This is a genomic window from Paenibacillus sp. FSL R10-2778 (assembly GCF_038593035.1).
Lineage (GTDB): Bacteria > Bacillota > Bacilli > Paenibacillales > Paenibacillaceae > Paenibacillus_AQ > Paenibacillus_AQ odorifer.
Map to the genome: position 1 here is coordinate 4605208 of NZ_CP151956.1, position 17077 is coordinate 4622284.

The following is a 17077-nucleotide window of genomic DNA, read 5'->3' on the forward strand; positions in this document are numbered from 1 at the left end:
ACTATTTGTCCTCAAAAGCATAACCGATGCCCCATACTGTACGGATGTACTGAGGATCATTAGGATTCTGCTCAATCTTCTCACGTAGATGACGGATATGTACATTTAAGGTGCCATCCCCCGCAAAAACATCTCCCCATACCTCTGTAAATAACTCCTCTTTGGGGATTACCCTATTTTTCTGCTGAATCAAATAGCTGAGCAATTTATATTCCATCGTTTTCAGCTTGAGAGCTACGCCATTAAGGCTTGCCCTCCTAAGTTCGGGGTCTATCTGGATAGGGCCGGCTTGGAGGATAGCTGCCTCCGCTATAACTTCGTTATTGTGGCGTTTAAGCACCGCCTTCACTTTTGCGAGCAGCACTCGCAGGGTATACGGCTTATGAATATAGTCATCTCCTCCGATATCAAGAGCAATCAATACATCATCTTCACTAGAGCGGGCACTAATAAACAAGATGGGAATCCCCAACGTCTGACGCAGCTCTTTGCATAACTGGAAGCCGGATTCACCGCCTAAATTAATATCAAGCAGTAACATTGAGACCTGATGCTCACGTAAAAAGCTTCGACAGGCATCAGCGCTTGTAACAAACGCGGTTTGAACATCGAACAAATTAAAATATTCGCAGGTGGTCTCCGCAAGTTCAGTTTCATCATCAATAATTAAACAATCATATCTCATGGATTTCTCTCCGCTTCAACAGAATTTAGTATTATGTTAGAATATGCCTTTAAGGAGGGGTTACCTGTGGATAAACAATCCCAGCGTCTGGAGCAATTTTTAGATAAATACGAACAAAGCTGGCCATTGAGCGGCACAGTCTTGATAGCTCAGCATGGAGAAATCAAGCTACAAAAAGCATATGGGTATGCGAATCTTGAACATCAGGTCCCGAACGCTATAGATACCAAATTCCGGATCTGGTCGCTAACCAAGTCATTCACTGGCATGGCGATTCTGATGCTAAAAGAACAAAAACGTCTGCGACTGGAAGATCCGATCTTAAAATATCTTCCTGAACAGCATGCATTCGAGGGGATGACCATCCTTCATCTGCTGGGACATACCTCGGGTATAGCCAACTACACTTCTCTACCCGAATATAATCAAAAATTAAATAAACTGAAGCTGACTCCCTTGGAGATGTTACAGCTATTTGTGAGTCAACCGCCTGCATTTATGCCCGGCACATCGTTTTCCTATAATAATTCGGGTTATTATTTATTAGGAATGATCATTGAAAAGATTACTGGCATGACATTTGAAGATTATATCACTACTTTTATATTACAGCCTCTTGGCATGGTAAATACAGGAGTTTATAACAATCAGCAAATCATTTCAAAATTAGCCTCACCTTATCATTCCTCATGGGGAGAGTATACTCAGGGTGAATACATACATATGAGCTCTATCCTGTCAGCGGGTGCCATGTATTCGACGGCTGCTGATCTTTTCCTGTGGGATCAAGCGTTATACTCCGATCAATTAGTGTCTCACGATACTCTGGAGATGGCTTTTCATTCAAGTAATCTCAAATATCGATTTGGTTGGTTTTTGGACGAACGTTATGATCGCAAAAGAATGTATCATGGTGGTGCTTATCGCGGCTTCCGAAGTGAAATGCACAGATATCCAGAAGAGCAGACAACCGTCATCATGTTGACCAATTATGATTGTGTCCCCATTACCAAGTTAACGGAATCTCTATCTGGATTAGTATTCGGTGAGCCTGCCGAAATGCCGATATTCCCGCGAGCCTTTCCACTTGATGATAGCATGTATGCTGAATATATGGGGACCTATGAGGGATTTGGCTGCAAAGCGAGCGTGGAGCGTAGGGGCCAGGACTATTATTTTGTCTGGAATGATGAAGAGGTTACACCGTTCTATCCTATCTCAGAAACAAGATTCCATCATACCAAGCATGACAGTGAATTTGAATTTAAACGAAATGAACAGGGTGAGCTTTCATTTCTGGGGATGAAAAAAAACAAACGAGTGCCGCAATAGCCATAAAACAGCTACTGGGCACCCGCCTTTTTTCAGCTAAGGCCTAAGCCTTGGCCAAAATTATAAATTGCGTGAGCATCACGATTACCGCTGAAGACACCCCCAGCGAATTAATGATTGTTAAAGCATTTGGATAACTTTCTTTCCGAAATTGTGAGAACAAAGACACCGTCCATAACACGCTGAAAAATAACGACGACAACCCGGATACAGCTTCACTATCAATTCGTCTGCTCCGGAGAAACAATCCGGCAAGGGTGGCGACAGTATAAACAATATATATTACTAGCTCTATCGATGTGATAACGATCGCCTCGCCGGCAGAGAACAAACGCATTAACAAGTATTGAAAACCTAAACAGATAAACACAAGCTGGTTAAAAGATAGTCTCTTCACTCTCATAGCTTAGCTCCTTTAGGATATATTTTCACAAAAGACAACGCTTACATTGTACTAGTGATTGAATATATCTTCTGTGACTTTCCATACCCTGCCAAATATTAGTCGGATAATATCCTCACATACAAAAAAGGAAGTACACTTTGCGAAAAAGATACGCAAGGCATACTTCCTTTTTTTACGATTCGATTGTAGATTTAGACGGAATGGGACATCTTAGTTCCAAAATAGAATGAACAGTGGATTTATAAGATGTTTTCTTAAAATTAGGAGGTCATTGCTGTGAGAAACAAACAATCCATTGTCTTCGTGACCATACCATTATCCGAGATCAAGAAGTTCATCCTTATTGATATTGTTGCTGGATGGGTCTTTTATTTTGCTATAAAATTCCCCTTCCATTCCTTAATTGCCGCCTCTGCCGGAAGCATGTTTGGTCCTATCCTCATACGCCAATCCATGAAGTTAGTTCAAAATCGCGCCAAGTTTTAAGGTTTTAAGAACTGCTCAATCTGTTTTTTATGATGCTTATCATGTGGGATAAAACTTCTCAAGTACTTGCGAACGCTGAATTTTTTGCGATCTCCATCCTTATATTCCTGATTGAATTCCTCTTCCGTTAAGCCTACAGCTGCATCTATGATTTTAGTTCTATAACGTACAAATTGTTCAATTAATGTTTGTTCAGATAATAATTTAGCATATTCTACAGCGTTAGCATTAAACTCGTTAAAATCCAACTGCTTGGTTGTGATCGGTTCCCGGAGAATTATTTTCTTAATCGCACCTTCATAAAAATATTTATCCCATAACATGAGATGACAGATGATATCCTTTAAAGTCCATTTACCAGCTGCAATAGGCTGATTCCAATGTTTGTCTGATACTTCACCTAAAGATTCTACGAACGGGATGAGGGACTTAAATTCGAGTAACATTTGCTCATTTGTTTTTGCAGCCAGAGAGATCAACCTCCACATGAAAAATAAAATAATTCAGTCACAACATCTATGCTGCGTCATCCGCAGAAGCTGCGGCCAGATCCGTATCGGTAGAGTCAGGATTCAGCCAAATCTCAATCAACTCATGGGTACGCTTCACATCATTTTCGTCAAGCATGTAATACCATTGATCCTTCCGTCTGCCCTCACCCTGCAACATATGGCTTGTGATCTCAGGAGTACCCCCTTCAAGAATTACTCTTTTCGCCAAATCAAGAATAAAGTCTGACTTCATATTGGTTTGGAAATTACTGCCTGCTATTTCGATGATTTTCTGTATATTAAGGATATTATCTACTCTCTTCATCCGTTCAAGCGCAGATTTCAAAAAGATCCGCTGCCGCTCCGTTCGTTTAAAATCAGAATCCTCGCGGTATCTTACATACATTAATGCTTCAGCGCCAGAATAAATCGGTTTGTTCGGTTCAATTCTTAATTTCTCATGATCCGGGCTCTTGTTCTCAATCACCTTGGTAATCGGAAGTTCAACACCCCCTAGAGCATCTGTAACGCCCACAAGACCGTTAAAATTAATAGTAGCGTAATACTCGATAGGCGCGTTTAATAAATTTTTAACGGTGTCTACACTCATCTGAGGACCGCCATAGGAATGAGCTGCATTAATCTTGGTTTCTTTCCTAGCTCCTTTAACCTTTTCCGCTCCGATAATTTCTGCATAGGAATCACGAGGGATCGACACGAACAATACTTTATGATCAACTGGCCGGATCACAGTATATATAATCGAATCAGAAAGCCCGTTCTCTTTTCCCCGCTGATCAGTACCCAATAGGAGGATAGAAAATGGACGATCCTTGTTATCCGCCGTTGGCTGTAATCCGGGAGCTTCAGCGTTTTCATTATTTTCTAAAGGAACGTATGATCCATCAAGCGTGTGTTCAATAGTCGGAGCCACAACATTATTAAATCCGAAAATCAGCAGTTCTTTACGAAAAACATAAGATCCTAGCCCAGCAATAAGTACGATAGCAAGCGTAAATAACCAGATCTTTTTTTTCTTGCTGGTCTTAGTTTTCTTCTTCACCTTTTTTTTCTCAATTCTACTTAAAGAAAATGAAGAAGCTGAATGGGTAGTCTGTTTATTTTTCATTCGGATCCTTAACCCTTCCTGATGACGGATTCTACCAGCCGATAATAGGGAATCATGTAGGTTGTCTCAAAGCCTAATCTATGCGCTAAGTTGAAAGAACCCTGGTTATCCAGACGACACGCCCACACCGGCTCAAGCTGATGTTCTAGACAGTATTCTATTAAGGCTGAACAGACCGCGTAGGCATAGCCCTTCCCCCGATGTGCTTCTGAGGTTTCTATGCCAATTTCCAGTTGATGCTCATTAACAAAACCCGAAAATGCCGTAGAGGCAATTTCCCCAGCGTCAAGAATATTGAAGCCCAGCCCCTCAGCAATAAATTGCTCTTCATTCCTCCAAAACGCCTTAGGATTGACACCTCCTGTTGCCGCCAAAAACCGTTCTTTGTTCATTCGCACCACTTCAAGGTCTTGGCTAAGATAAGAAGCTTTCTGTTTCAGATATTTCTCGCGGTTAAAGCTGAAGTTGACCCTTGTATTTCTATGGAGCATTTCCTGTTCACTCCAATAAGCGATAACTTCCGGCCAGCCTCCCGCTGGATCAGCCTGCAGCAACTCTTGATGATGCCGAATCATATTTTTATTGGTTATGTAATCAAAAAGATCGCGCTTAAACTCTTCATTATCCGACTCTCCAATTAATAAAGACATTCCACAAGGGTGAGCAATGTAAAAAGCACGCGGGTTAACGATATCGTCAGCATATACGCTGCCAGGTATGACTTGTTTAACCACGGACTCAGCAAACATCGTATTTATTTTCACTTTTCCTAAAGGCTCAATAGCTTTGTAATAATCTTTACGCTCTAGTCGTTTCATAATTTTCTCCTTAGATCTCACGTAATGTTTTGATAGATAACCACCAGTATGTGAGGATATTTTTTTGCTGGATGACACTGTTACCTAAAATATCCCATTATTATAGACGATCTTAGGGTCGATAAGTTTCTATTTATAAGAAATTTGTGAGACAAAAAAAGACCATATCCTATCAAGGATTGGTCTACCCTATTTATTAATGATGATCTTAGGTTTTTTTCACAATCATATCGATCTCACTCTTCAGTAAAAGATATCTGACGACACTTCTCATGATCGGAACTTTAGTCAACTTATGCTGATCTACATAACTTTTCATTTGGTCTTTAGACAGCCCGAGCAAGCTTCCCGCTTCAGACACCGTCAATACTTCCTTGTTACTTGTAGCGTTAAAGGTTTTCTTAACTTTTAAATTCCAGTCTTCAAACACCTGCATTTACATCCGCCACCTTTCTATAAAAAAATCCCCAAACGATACGTTTGGGGATTCATTTTACTACTTACAGTTTTACAACATTCTCAGCTTGTTGACCACGATTACCTTGAACCACGTTAAATTCTACACGTTGTCCTTCATCCAGGGACTTGAATCCGTCACCAGTAATTGCGCTGAAATGTACGAATACATCTTCTCCACCTTCAACCTCGATAAAACCAAAACCTTTGTCTGCGTTAAACCATTTCACTGTTCCTGTTTGCATAATATAATTACCACCTTATTTTTATTTACATGTTATTCTTATCCTCAAAAAATCTCTAAAAAAATAAAAATTCACATATGGTACAAGGTTATTAACGTCTAAAGAATAACCCTCTACGCTATGTGAATTCGCCAGGTAAATACTTTCGATAGATTGATTATAACACAGCTAACACCAAATAGATACTCTTCTGCATTATGAAGAAAATGGGAAGAAAGAAGGAGCTGTGCCATAAGTGATTCTACGAGCGGAGACTGACCTCCTCACTTTCAAAATCCTAAAATCAACAAAACAGCGATTCTTCTGTTATCGAAGAATCGCTGTTCAGCGTTTTTTGGTCATTCGCGGCCTGCTGCGACTACACATTCATTATCCTACGGGGCTTTCGGACTCGGTAGACGTTATTTACATGTTTTTATTCTTTACCGCTAGATTTCGGACTCCAGTGACGCTATTCCTTGGAAAGAGGCTCATAATAAGCATTTTTCAGGCCAATAGCTGCACTGGAGTCCGATAACATTCCAAATATCGGATAATCGTACGTTTAAGGACCACTGTGTCCGTTAGCAGGTTACTAAGCGTATTTTCCAGTGACTAAACATGTGGTTTCGACACAGCAGTCATTTTCATAGTTTTAGGTGCCAGCCCTTCTCTATATTTGAAAAGGGAATCTAAATTTTAAAGTAAGATAATTTATCCAACAGGTCTTGCACCATTGAGCTGAGTGACTCCGACGAGGCTGAGATCTCTTCCATAGAAGCAAGCTGCTCCTCAGAGGCTGCTGCCACACTTTGGGAGTCAGAGGAAGCTTCCGAAGCAAGATCGGCTAATTGTTTAACGGTAACTGAAATTTGCTCCGTTCCCGCGGTCATCTGCTGTGCAGCTGCTGAGACCTCTTGGATCTGATCGGTTACCTGTGTCATCTCTGTCAGAATCGACGTAAATAAAAGATCACTATCAGATACACTCTGCACACCAAGAATTACTTTTTCATTGCCGACAGCCATCGCTTGTGAAGCTTGATTAGTATCTTGCACCACATCTTCAACCAAAGCAGTAACTTGTTCGGCAGCTTTTTTAGTCTGATCTGCCAGCATGCGAATTTCTGAGGCCACCACCGCAAAACCTCGGCCATGTTCACCCACTCTGGACGCCTCAATAGCCGCATTTAGTGCCAACAGATTGGTCTGTTTACTTATGTTCGAAATCAAGCCGATAATCCCGCTGATCTGAGCAGATCGTTCGCCTAAACGTTCAATCGCCAGACTCGTCTCATCTACAGACAGCTTTAACTCCGACATTTGATTCACTGCCATTTGCAGCTGGGCACTGCCCTTTTTCGTCTGATCGGTAACTTCATCTGCAGATGCAGATACCGATGACGAAGAGTCAGCAATCCGTTGCACTCCAACATTCAGCTCGCTCATCGCCATTGAAGAATCACCCGCATAATCATTCTGCAGCTGCGCTCCTTCGGCTACTCGTCCAATTGCCACAGCAATTTGTTCAGCAGCTTTTCCAGTCTGCTCAGCGTTAGCTGTCAGCTCTTCAGAGGTAGCTCCCACGGACATTGATAGATCAGCGACAAGTCCAAACATTTCTCGAAGCTTATGGGTCATATGATTAAAATGTGTAGCCATTTTGCCGAATTCATCATCATTTCGAACCTGCAGGGTTTGAGTCAAATCCCCCTGAGACATCAGCTGCAATTTCTCAGATAACAAACGAAGCGGTTTAACTACCATCAACCATAGTTGAAGACCAACAATAACAGCTAAAATCAAAATCCCAATAATCATAATGATAAAAAATTCTGTTTTAGCTTGTTCATAATCAGCCATGATAACATCCTTAGAGATCGCTGTCTGTGTGTACCAGACCTGGTCACTTCCAGGCATTGGTATCGGAACAAAAGTCCGCAGCACGTCTTCTCCCTTGGAATTTATCGTGTATCCCAGTTTGGCCTCCCCATTCTTCACACGCTTCCACAGTACTGTTTTATCTTCTGTATCACCGAATTCTTTGAGTACACTTTGAGGATCATTTGGGTTGGCTGCATATTTGCCATTACCAGTGATTAAAGAAACATAACCTCCCAGAGGTTTATAGTTAACGGCTTCTTCCTGCAATTGGGTTAACGAAACATCGAACCCTACAGTCCCCAGAAATGCACCCGTTTTATCCAAAATTGGCAGCATGACCGAAATCATCTCTATAGCTCCACCAGTCGTCTCATAGGAGTAGGGTTCAATATAGACCGGTTTTTTCTCTTTTTTTGGTAAAAGGTAATAATCACCCGCACCTTCTACATCATAATTCTTTAAGGGTTCAACCTTTATTGCACCTTGATTTCTAAAGACATAAGGAATAAAACGCCCCGTACCATCATCATATGGCATCTTATTTATATTAGCCTGATCGTTCTGATCAAAAGCATTGGGTTCCCATAATATGCTCATCCCAAAAATTTCTGGTCTGTGCTCAAGCATAGTTTTCATTGTAGAAACAACATCTTCACGGTCCAAGGTTTGACGTTCTCTTGATTCAAGGAGTACTTCAGCGAGCGCTTCACCCGTCGACTGAATGTCTATCATTCTATTCTGAATGGTCTCCGCATAACTTTTTCCTGCGACCTCTGCCTGAAGTTCACCGTTGGATATGCTCACACTACGCAGATTAGCCAGGTTTGCGACTAAACTAAAGAAAAAGATCACAATAATTACTAAACTTACCACCATAACAAATTTAAACGTTAATGAAAGCCTTCGATACAATGCCATCTGAACAACTCCACTCTAGGATAATATATCTTTAATCGACAAAATACGACCTCTATTCAATAGGACTTATTACCTATAATTCAAGGGGTGAAAATTTAAAATTCTATCCATTCCAAAAGTATGTTTAAATAAAAGTAGCCTAATCAAAAAATAACATAATACAAAGGAGTTCATGCCGATGGAAATATCCTCTTTTTTGTTGCCAAAAGATCAAGTCGCCTATATCACTAACTCACTATCCATGCTGGAAGCCTTAGAACAATTAGAACAGCACCATTACACGGCTATCCCTATTATTGATAATGAAGGAAAATATGTAGGAACACTTTCGGAGGGTGATCTATTGTGGAAGCTGAAAAACACAGCAGATTTAACCTTTGACAATATAGGGGAAGTTCCAGTAAGCGACATCCAAAAGCATGTTCATAACGAAAGTGTTCTCATTAATGCAGAAATGGAGGATATGCTGACGCTCGCTGCGGATCAGAATTTCGTTCCTGTGATTGATAATGAGGGTGTATTTGTTGGAATTATTAGGAGAAAAGATATCATTGAATATTACACTCGCAACATTACAGATTAATAAAAAATGACCAATCTCCATTACGGAGACTGGTCATTTTATTTTTCATCAAAATTACAGTTCAGTCAGGATAATCGTTCCTTGTGGGGTAATCGCTAAGGTATGCTCATATTGTGCTGACAATCCGCCGTCAATGGTACGCGCAGTCCAACCATCCGCATCAATTTTTGTTCTGTAACTGCCTGTGTTCAGCATGGGCTCAATGGTAAATACCATCCCCTCTTTAAGACGAGGCCCTCTCCCTGCTGGACCATAGTGAGGCACTTCCGGAGCTTCATGCATTTCTGAACCGATCCCGTGGCCAATAAAATCACGCACTACAGAAAACCCGTTAGACTCTGCATAAACTTGGATGGCATGCGCAACATCGCCAATACGGTTGCCTGCAACCGCCTGCTCGATTCCACGGAATAAAGATTCCTTAGTAGTGTCTAGAAGTTTGGTCGCCTGTTCACTAATATTGCCAATCCCGTAAGACCAGGCCGAATCTGCCAACCAGCCGTTTAAGTTAACAACCATGTCAATGGTTACGATATCCCCGTCTTTTAGCGGCTCTTTTTTCGGAAATCCGTGGCATATTACATCATTTACAGATGCACAGGTTGCGTACGGGTACCCATTATATCCTTTTTGCTCAGGAGTAGCTCCTTGAGACAATATAAATTTTTCTGCAAATTCATCAATTTCCCAGGTCGTAATACCAGGCTGCAAAATTTGCGCAATTTGACGATGACATTCAGCGAGAATTTTTCCCGCCGCACGCATTTTTTCGATCTCTTCCATCGTTTTCATGATAATCATAATATCGCCTCTTCTGTACAGAACACATCGCTCTCGGGCAACGGTTCTTCTTTTGTATTTAGTTTACCCTTTATATTATGAAAGAAAATCGCGAGAAATCCAAATCATTAGGCAAAAAAAATTATATTTTCCTTGCTGAATCTAAAAATAACATCATTTTTATGAAAATGTTAGATGAAAGACGAGTGCCTTATCAGTAATTTCTCTTATCTATCTAATAAAACATAAAGTTATTGTTATCGTTAAATTATTTATTATTCCTAAAAATTCCTTTATATGTTATATTCAAAATAACTGAGGAGGTGATACATGCCTGTAATTGAGTGCATTTACTGCAACCACCTGGAGGATACGCATAATCAAAGAAGCAACCCTATTTGATTAAGGAGGAAATGTTGATGAAATTCAGAAAGCATTTTTCGTTCCGGAAAATCAGTTTGTTAGTATTAATTAGTATCCTTACTCTTTCTATTTCTTTACCTCAACAGCAGGCAGCGGCTGCGAACACTTCTGTTAAAGGTTTTTATGTAAGCGGTACCACTTTATACGATGCTACTGGCAGTCCTTTTGTAATGCGTGGGGTGAATCATGCACACACTTGGTACAAAAACGATCTGGCTACTGCAATACCGGCCATCGCAGCGACTGGCTCCAATACCGTCAGAATTGTACTTTCTAATGGCAGCAAGTGGTCTCTCGATACTTTAGCTGATGTCCAAAATATTCTTAAGCTTTGTGATCAGTATAAAATGATTGCCATGCTGGAAGTGCATGATGCTACGGGCTCAGACAACACCTCTGACCTTAACGCTGCAGTAAACTATTGGATCAGCATCAAGGATGCTTTGATCGGTAAAGAAGATCGTGTCATTGTGAATATTGCTAATGAATGGTACGGTTCTTGGAACACTGCAACATGGGCCAGTGGATACCAAGCAGCAATTCCTGCGTTAAGAAATGCGGGCATTAAGAACACTTTAGTTGTAGATGCAGCGGGATGGGGTCAATACCCACAATCTATTTTCACTAGTGGTCAGGCTGTATTTAATTCAGATACCTTAAAAAACACTATTTTCTCAATTCATATGTACGAATATGCTGGAGGTAATGCTGCTACAGTCAAGAGTAATATCGATAGTGCCTTGGCTATTGGAGCCCCTGTGATTATCGGCGAATTCGGTGACAAGCACACGGGTGGAGATGTCGATGAAGTCACCATTATGAGCTACACGAAGGAAAAAAAGGTGGGCTGGCTCGCCTGGTCCTGGTATGGTAATGGCGGAGGCGTTGAATATCTGGATCTAGCCAGCGGTCCAGCAGGAACACTCAGCAACTGGGGAAATACAGTCGTTAATGGAGCAAACGGAACCTTAGCAACCTCCGTGCTTAATAAAATTTACACAACACCTGGTTACCAACCTGTGCCGGATGGTGGCACTACACCAACACCTACACCAACAGCTACACCTACACCAACACCTACACCTACACCTACACCTACGCCAACACCAACACCAACACCAACACCTACGCCAACAGCTACAGTAACACCTACAGCCACTCCTACCGGCTCGCCATCCAGTAATCTGGCACTTTACTACCGTGCAGCAGATACCAATGCTACTGATAACTCAATCAAGCCCTACTTCAACATCTATAACAACGGAACAACGGCAGTCAATTTAAATGGACTGAAAATTCGTTATTACTTTACTAAAGATGGAAGTGCCTCTCTCAATGGAGTAATCGATTGGGCGCAGGTCGGTGCTTCTAATATATCGGTTGCCCTCGGGTCCACAAGTGGGACGAACGCCGACTCTTACGTTGAGCTTACTTTCAATGCTAGCGCGGGCTCCATACCTGCCGGTGGGCAGTCAGGAGAAATCCAATTACGCGTGCACAAAAGCGACTGGTCTAACTTCAATGAAGCAAATGACTATTCGTTCGATCCAACCAAAGTTTCCTTCAGCACTTGGAACAAAGTAACCCTGTATCAAAACGATGTACTGATCTCCGGTATCGCTCCTTAAACACATAAACCAGCGAGCCTCCCGGAATTGGAGACTTGCTGGTTTTTAAATTGAATCTGTTGTAGCGCAGATGTTGGGATCTTACTAGATTATTGTAGATCAAATGAAGGCTGTTGCTAGATTTGTCAGTCAACGGTGATCTACTGCTGTTAGCCTGCTCCCGGAATGTTACTACTTTGATGTTAGTCTACTGTCGATCGTCTATTGTTCCGCTAGTCGGTTGCTTCTCTTTTATTTGGCTGTTCTGCGTACTACTCCACTATTGCTACTGCTGAGCTAATCTAATTTTACTCTTTCACCATCTAATGTTATTTTACTATCGATTTAATTCGACCCTTTCACCACTCTGATGTTAGTCTACTGCCGATCGTTTATTGTGCCGCTAGTCGGTTACTGCTCTTTTGTTTGGCTGTTCTGCGTTACTTCACTATTGCTCCTGCTGTTCTGCGTATTACTCTACAATTGCTCCTACTGCGCTAATATCACTCTGTCCCACTATCTAATATGACCCTTTTGCTACTCTGATGTTAGTCTACTGCCGCTCGTCTGCGCTCATCTGCCGTTCTTTACCTTTGGAGCGCTTTTGTCGTGATTTTCGGACTCAGATGACGCTATTTGTGCGATTTGAGCCGTTTTGAGCAACTTTCGGACTGGAGAGGCGCTATTCCTCTGAAAAAGGCCTGTTCCTGTCTCTTTTCATCCCCATAACGGCGCTGGTGTCCGAATACTCGTCAAATTGGCAAGATTTCAGGAAATAAGGGCTCCTGAGTCCGTCACCTTGTTAGTCTACTGCCGCTCTTCTGCGCTCATCTACTACTCATCGGCCCCTCATCTAGTACTCATCTACTATTCGTCTACTACTCGTCTGCGCTCACCTACCGTTCTTTACCTCTGGAGCATTATGTGTACGACACGACACCCCGCGCATCTAACTAAGCCCAAACCACAAAAATCCCGGCAGCCATCAACTGGCCCCGGGACATTTTTAAATCTACTTTCATTTAGTCATGGAAATTAAGTCCAGAGGTAACGGCTTTAACATAATCTGCACGGATCACGAAATCTCCAAAATGCTCGCCTTGTTGACGTTCTTTGGCATATCGGTGAAGAATAGGTTCAAGCGTCTCTAGGATCTCCTTCTCATCTATGTTTTCTTTATACATTTTATTGAGGCGATCACCCGTAAAGCCTGCTCCTAAATACATATTATATCTGCCTGGAGCCTTTCCGATAAACGAGATTTCACCCAACGCCGGTCTAGCACAGCCATTAGGACAGCCGGTCATTCGGATCACAATTTCCTCGTCCCGCAAACCAGCTTTATCTATAACAAGCTCCAGCTTATCTATCAGCGAAGGCAGATAGCGTTCCGCTTCAGCCATCGCAAGTCCGCAGGTTGGCAGTGCTACACAGGACATGGAGCTGCGCCGCAATGCAGAAAGATGTGCTCCATCTGTTAGTCCATGCTGTTTAGCCAGCTCAGCTACTTTGCGTTTTTTGGCAGTAGTGACGTTGGCAATCGTTAGATTCTGATTCGGCGTTAGCCGGAAATCTCCAGTATGAATCTTAGCAATCTCCCGCAAGCCACTCATCAAGGTGTATCCTTCTTGGTCATGAATCCGTCCGCTTTGGATATAAAGTGTCAGATTCCATTTTCCATTGGTCCCCTTCACCCAGCCGTAACGGTCTCCGTTGTGATCAAAATGATAATCACGTGCTGCTTCAAGCTGCCATCCGAGTCTTTCATGCAGTTCGTCTACGAACCATTCCAGACCGTGGCGGTCAATCGTATATTTGAACCGTGCATTTTTGCGGACAGAGCGATTACCATAATCCCGCTGGATTGTTACGGTCTTTTCTGCCACATCAATTAACTGTTCCGGACGGCAAAAACCAATTATACGTCCCAACTGAGGATAAGTACTGGTATCGCCATGAGTCATCCCCATACCGCCGCCTACAGAAACGTTGAAGCCGACTAGCTTCTCATTTTCCAGAATAGCGATAAAACCCAGATCTTGCGAGAATACATCCACATCATTAGAAGGAGGCACCGCTAGACCTATCTTGAATTTACGCGGTAAATATACCGGTCCATAGATCGGTTCTACTTCCGCACGTTCGCCTAAGCTATCTACTACCTTCTCACCGTCCAACCAGATTTCATGGTAAGCAGGCGTACGTGGTGATAAGTGATCACTTACTTTGCGCGCCCATTCGTAGACCTCTGCATGCACCTCTGACTGGTAAGGATTCGGATTACTCATTACGTTACGGTTAACATCGCCGCAAGCTGCCAGCGTCGTCATCAGCGTATCATTAATGCTGCGGATGGTTTTCTTAAGATTCCATTTGAGTACCCCATGCATTTGAAACGCCTGTCTGGTAGTCAGACGTAAGGTTCCATTGCCGTATTTTTGTGCCAGATCATCCATCACTAGCCACTGCTCTGGTGTCGCTACCCCGCCTGGGGCAACTACACGAAGCATGAACTGGAATGCAGGCTCCAGCTTTTGCCGTTCACGCTCGTTGCGTAAATCCCGATCGTCCTGCATATAGCTTCCGTGAAATTTCAGCAGCCGATTATCATCTTCCGGCAAGCCTCCGGTAATCGGATTGCTTAATGTCTCAACAAGCGCGCCCCGCAGATAGTTACTCTCTTGCTTAATGTGCTCAACATCGCTTGGAGGCCCGCCGATCGGCTTAACCTTTTCATTGTTTGCCATTGTTGTTATCTCCCCCCGAAGTCATTCGATAACTTTCCTCTATCCATTAGTAAACATCACGTTGGTAGCACTGCGCCTGCTGCATATTATCCAAATAAGCTGCCGCTTCTTCAGGACTCAGACCACCCTCATGCTGGATGACAGTAATCAGAGCAGAATGAACATCATGTGCCATATGCTTCTCGTCTCCGCAAATGTAAATATGAGCTCCCGCTTGCAGCCATTCGTAGACCTCGCGGCTCTTTTCCAGAATGCGATGCTGAACATATACTTTCTCTTCGGTATCACGGGAGAAAGCAACATCCAGCTTAGTTAACAAGCCGTCTTTAAGCATTCTCTGCCAGTCCGTCTGATAGAGGAAGTCCGTCACAAAATGCCGATCTCCGTAGAACAGCCATGATTTACCTTCCGCCCCAAGCTCGCCACGTTCCTCCAGGAAAGAGCGGAAGGGTGCAACACCTGTGCCCGGTCCAATCATAATGATCGGTGCATCAGGATTCGTCGGAAGCTTAAAGTTCGGATTATGTTGAATGTAGATGGGCAACGTATCTCCCGGCTGGACTCTTTCAGCACAATGTACCGAGCAGACCCCATAACGCTCACGGCCATGTGCCTCATAACGTACAGCTCTAACCGTTAAATGAACCTCATCTGGATTAGCTTTATAGCTGCTGGCAATTGAATAGAGTCGTGCCGGAAGCTTGCGCAAAATAGTCACAAAGCTACTGGCCGAACCCTCCCATGGAGAGAAGTCCTGAACTAAATCGAGCAGATCGCGGCCTTGAATATATTCCTTAAGCTGTTGCGCACGTTCTGGCGACAATAGATCACTTAATTGGTTAGAAGAAGATAACTTCGCCGCTTGTTCAAGTAACGGTTTGGTCAATACAGTGATTTCATAGTGGTGAAGAAGGGCCTCACGTAAGGTGCCGTCTTCCCCTTTTTTATTTAATGGAACAATATCATTAGGATTCCAGCCCATAGTATGAATAATAGCGTCTACCAATTCAGGATGATTCTCCGGATAGACACCCAGCGCATCCCCTGGCTCAAATTGTATGTTAGAACCTTCTAGGGATAGCTCCAAATGGCGGGTCTCACGGTCAGAACCACGTCCGTTCAGATTTAGATTCTCCAATACTTCCGCTTTAAAAGGATTGTTGCGGGTATACAAAGGCTCCTGAGAATCTGCGTCTTCTGCAGCTTGAACCGCTTTTGCCGCAATGGCCGGAGCATTTAAATGTGCATTTAAGGCACTAATGACGCCTTCAAACCACTCGGTAACCGAATCATCATAATCAAGATCACAATCCACACGCGGACTTAACCGCTTGCCGCCAAGTTCCTCAAGCCGCTGATCGAAGTCCTTGCCGGTCTGACAAAAGAATTCATAGGAGGTATCCCCCAGTGCCAGCACTGAGAACTTCAGATTCTCTAATTGAGGAGCTCTTTTGCTATAGAGAAATTCATGGAACATCCGTGCATTATCTGGCGGCTCGCCTTCACCGTGTGTACTGACCAGCAATAGGAGGTTCTCAACCTTCTTAAGCGCATTGGGCTTAAAGCTGTTCATCGCAGTGAGTGTGACCTGAAATCCTTGCTCCTCCAGCTTGCGGGACAAGCTCCCAGCCAGCCGTTGGCAGTTCCCTGTCTGGGACCCAAACAACACGGTCACTTCACGTGAAGCTGCAGGTTGACTAACGGCACTACCTTCCACATTTCCTATCGTATTTGATTGTACTGCTTGAACCCCGGCACCTGCCGATGGTGCAGTAGTAAAGCCCATGGCTGACAAATAACCGCTAAGCCATATTTGCTGTGTCTCCGTTAAGGATGGTAGAAGACGATTGAGTAGCTCGACTTGGCTCTCGTTAAAAGGACTGTTCGTTACCTGTAGTTGCAACAATATCCACCTCTCCTAAACATGAAATCTTCTGATGATCCGTACCTCATGAAATCAGGCTATCACAATAATTGTAAACGATCAATGATGTCGATTTACCCTAATAATTGTATTTTATTGAAAAATCATCTATAAAGTACGTAAAAACCGATCAAAACAGTATGATTTAACCTGTTTTGATCGGTTTCATTATAAAAAGTGATACT

General features: G+C 42.9%; 15 protein-coding genes. 4 read left to right on the top strand and 11 right to left on the bottom strand.

Annotation, left to right across the window (positions count from 1 at the left end; all coding sequences use genetic code 11):
• Position 1 precedes the first annotated feature (1 nt).
• Positions 2–685: a response regulator transcription factor gene (locus NST40_RS20835; RefSeq protein WP_076218474.1), complete on the bottom strand. Its 684-nt coding sequence runs from the start codon at positions 683–685 to the stop codon at positions 2–4.
• Positions 686–751: 66 nt separating this feature from the next.
• On the opposite strand from NST40_RS20835, the gene NST40_RS20840 reads away from it, so the two are divergent.
• Positions 752–2017, top strand: a complete 1266-nt coding sequence (locus NST40_RS20840) for a serine hydrolase domain-containing protein (protein ID WP_076276075.1) — start codon at positions 752–754, stop codon at positions 2015–2017.
• A gap of 43 nt (positions 2018–2060) precedes the next feature.
• Here the strand turns inward: NST40_RS20840 and NST40_RS20845 are convergent, their stop codons facing one another.
• Positions 2061–2420, bottom strand: coding sequence for a hypothetical protein (locus NST40_RS20845; protein ID WP_036685802.1), 360 nt, complete (start codon positions 2418–2420; stop codon positions 2061–2063).
• A 279-nt stretch (positions 2421–2699) separates the two neighbouring features.
• Between NST40_RS20845 and NST40_RS20850 the strand changes: the two genes are divergently transcribed.
• Complete coding sequence (locus NST40_RS20850) at positions 2700–2909, top strand: hypothetical protein (protein WP_076100132.1); 210 nt, start codon at positions 2700–2702, stop codon at positions 2907–2909.
• On the opposite strand, the gene NST40_RS20855 is transcribed toward NST40_RS20850, so the two are convergent.
• The 6 genes from NST40_RS20855 to NST40_RS20880 form a co-directional block, all read right to left on the bottom strand.
• The gene (locus NST40_RS20855; protein ID WP_179087464.1) at positions 2906–3388 is read right to left on the bottom strand and encodes a DinB family protein; all 483 of its coding nucleotides are present in this window, start codon (positions 3386–3388) and stop codon (positions 2906–2908) included. The genes NST40_RS20850 and NST40_RS20855 overlap by 4 nt on opposite strands.
• A gap of 37 nt (positions 3389–3425) precedes the next feature.
• Positions 3426–4529 carry an LCP family protein gene (locus NST40_RS20860; RefSeq protein ID WP_081387120.1) on the bottom strand — a complete coding sequence of 368 codons (1104 nt, stop codon included), beginning with the start codon at positions 4527–4529 and terminating at the stop codon, positions 3426–3428.
• Between the two features lie 8 nt (positions 4530–4537).
• On the bottom strand, positions 4538–5347 hold the full coding sequence (locus tag NST40_RS20865) for a GNAT family N-acetyltransferase (RefSeq protein WP_076276072.1): 810 nt from the start codon (positions 5345–5347) through the stop codon (positions 4538–4540).
• Between the two features lie 208 nt (positions 5348–5555).
• Positions 5556–5783 (bottom strand): hypothetical protein, encoded by a 228-nt coding sequence (locus NST40_RS20870; RefSeq protein WP_038572358.1) that lies wholly within the window; start codon positions 5781–5783, stop codon positions 5556–5558.
• Positions 5784–5847: 64 nt separating this feature from the next.
• Positions 5848–6048 (bottom strand): cold-shock protein, encoded by a 201-nt coding sequence (locus NST40_RS20875; protein WP_036685790.1) that lies wholly within the window; start codon positions 6046–6048, stop codon positions 5848–5850.
• A gap of 671 nt (positions 6049–6719) precedes the next feature.
• The gene (locus tag NST40_RS20880; protein WP_076129908.1) at positions 6720–8828 is read right to left on the bottom strand and encodes a methyl-accepting chemotaxis protein; all 2109 of its coding nucleotides are present in this window, start codon (positions 8826–8828) and stop codon (positions 6720–6722) included.
• A 178-nt stretch (positions 8829–9006) separates the two neighbouring features.
• On the opposite strand from NST40_RS20880, the gene NST40_RS20885 reads away from it, so the two are divergent.
• Complete coding sequence (locus NST40_RS20885) at positions 9007–9411, top strand: CBS domain-containing protein (RefSeq protein WP_038572361.1); 405 nt, start codon at positions 9007–9009, stop codon at positions 9409–9411.
• Between the two features lie 54 nt (positions 9412–9465).
• Here NST40_RS20885 and map read toward each other — a convergent pair whose 3' ends face one another.
• On the bottom strand, positions 9466–10212 hold the full coding sequence (gene map / locus NST40_RS20890) for a type I methionyl aminopeptidase (RefSeq protein ID WP_036685786.1): 747 nt from the start codon (positions 10210–10212) through the stop codon (positions 9466–9468).
• Between the two features lie 398 nt (positions 10213–10610).
• On the opposite strand from map, the gene NST40_RS20895 reads away from it, so the two are divergent.
• Positions 10611–12242, top strand: a complete 1632-nt coding sequence (locus NST40_RS20895; RefSeq protein ID WP_342409979.1) for a cellulase family glycosylhydrolase — start codon at positions 10611–10613, stop codon at positions 12240–12242.
• 1001 nt (positions 12243–13243) lie between these two features.
• On the opposite strand, the gene cysI is transcribed toward NST40_RS20895, so the two are convergent.
• Both cysI and NST40_RS20905 read right to left on the bottom strand, forming a co-directional pair.
• Positions 13244–14968, bottom strand: coding sequence for an assimilatory sulfite reductase (NADPH) hemoprotein subunit (gene cysI / locus NST40_RS20900; protein ID WP_076276070.1), 1725 nt, complete (start codon positions 14966–14968; stop codon positions 13244–13246).
• A gap of 46 nt (positions 14969–15014) precedes the next feature.
• Positions 15015–16871 (bottom strand): assimilatory sulfite reductase (NADPH) flavoprotein subunit, encoded by a 1857-nt coding sequence (locus NST40_RS20905; protein ID WP_342410916.1) that lies wholly within the window; start codon positions 16869–16871, stop codon positions 15015–15017.
• Positions 16872–17077 lie beyond the last annotated feature (206 nt).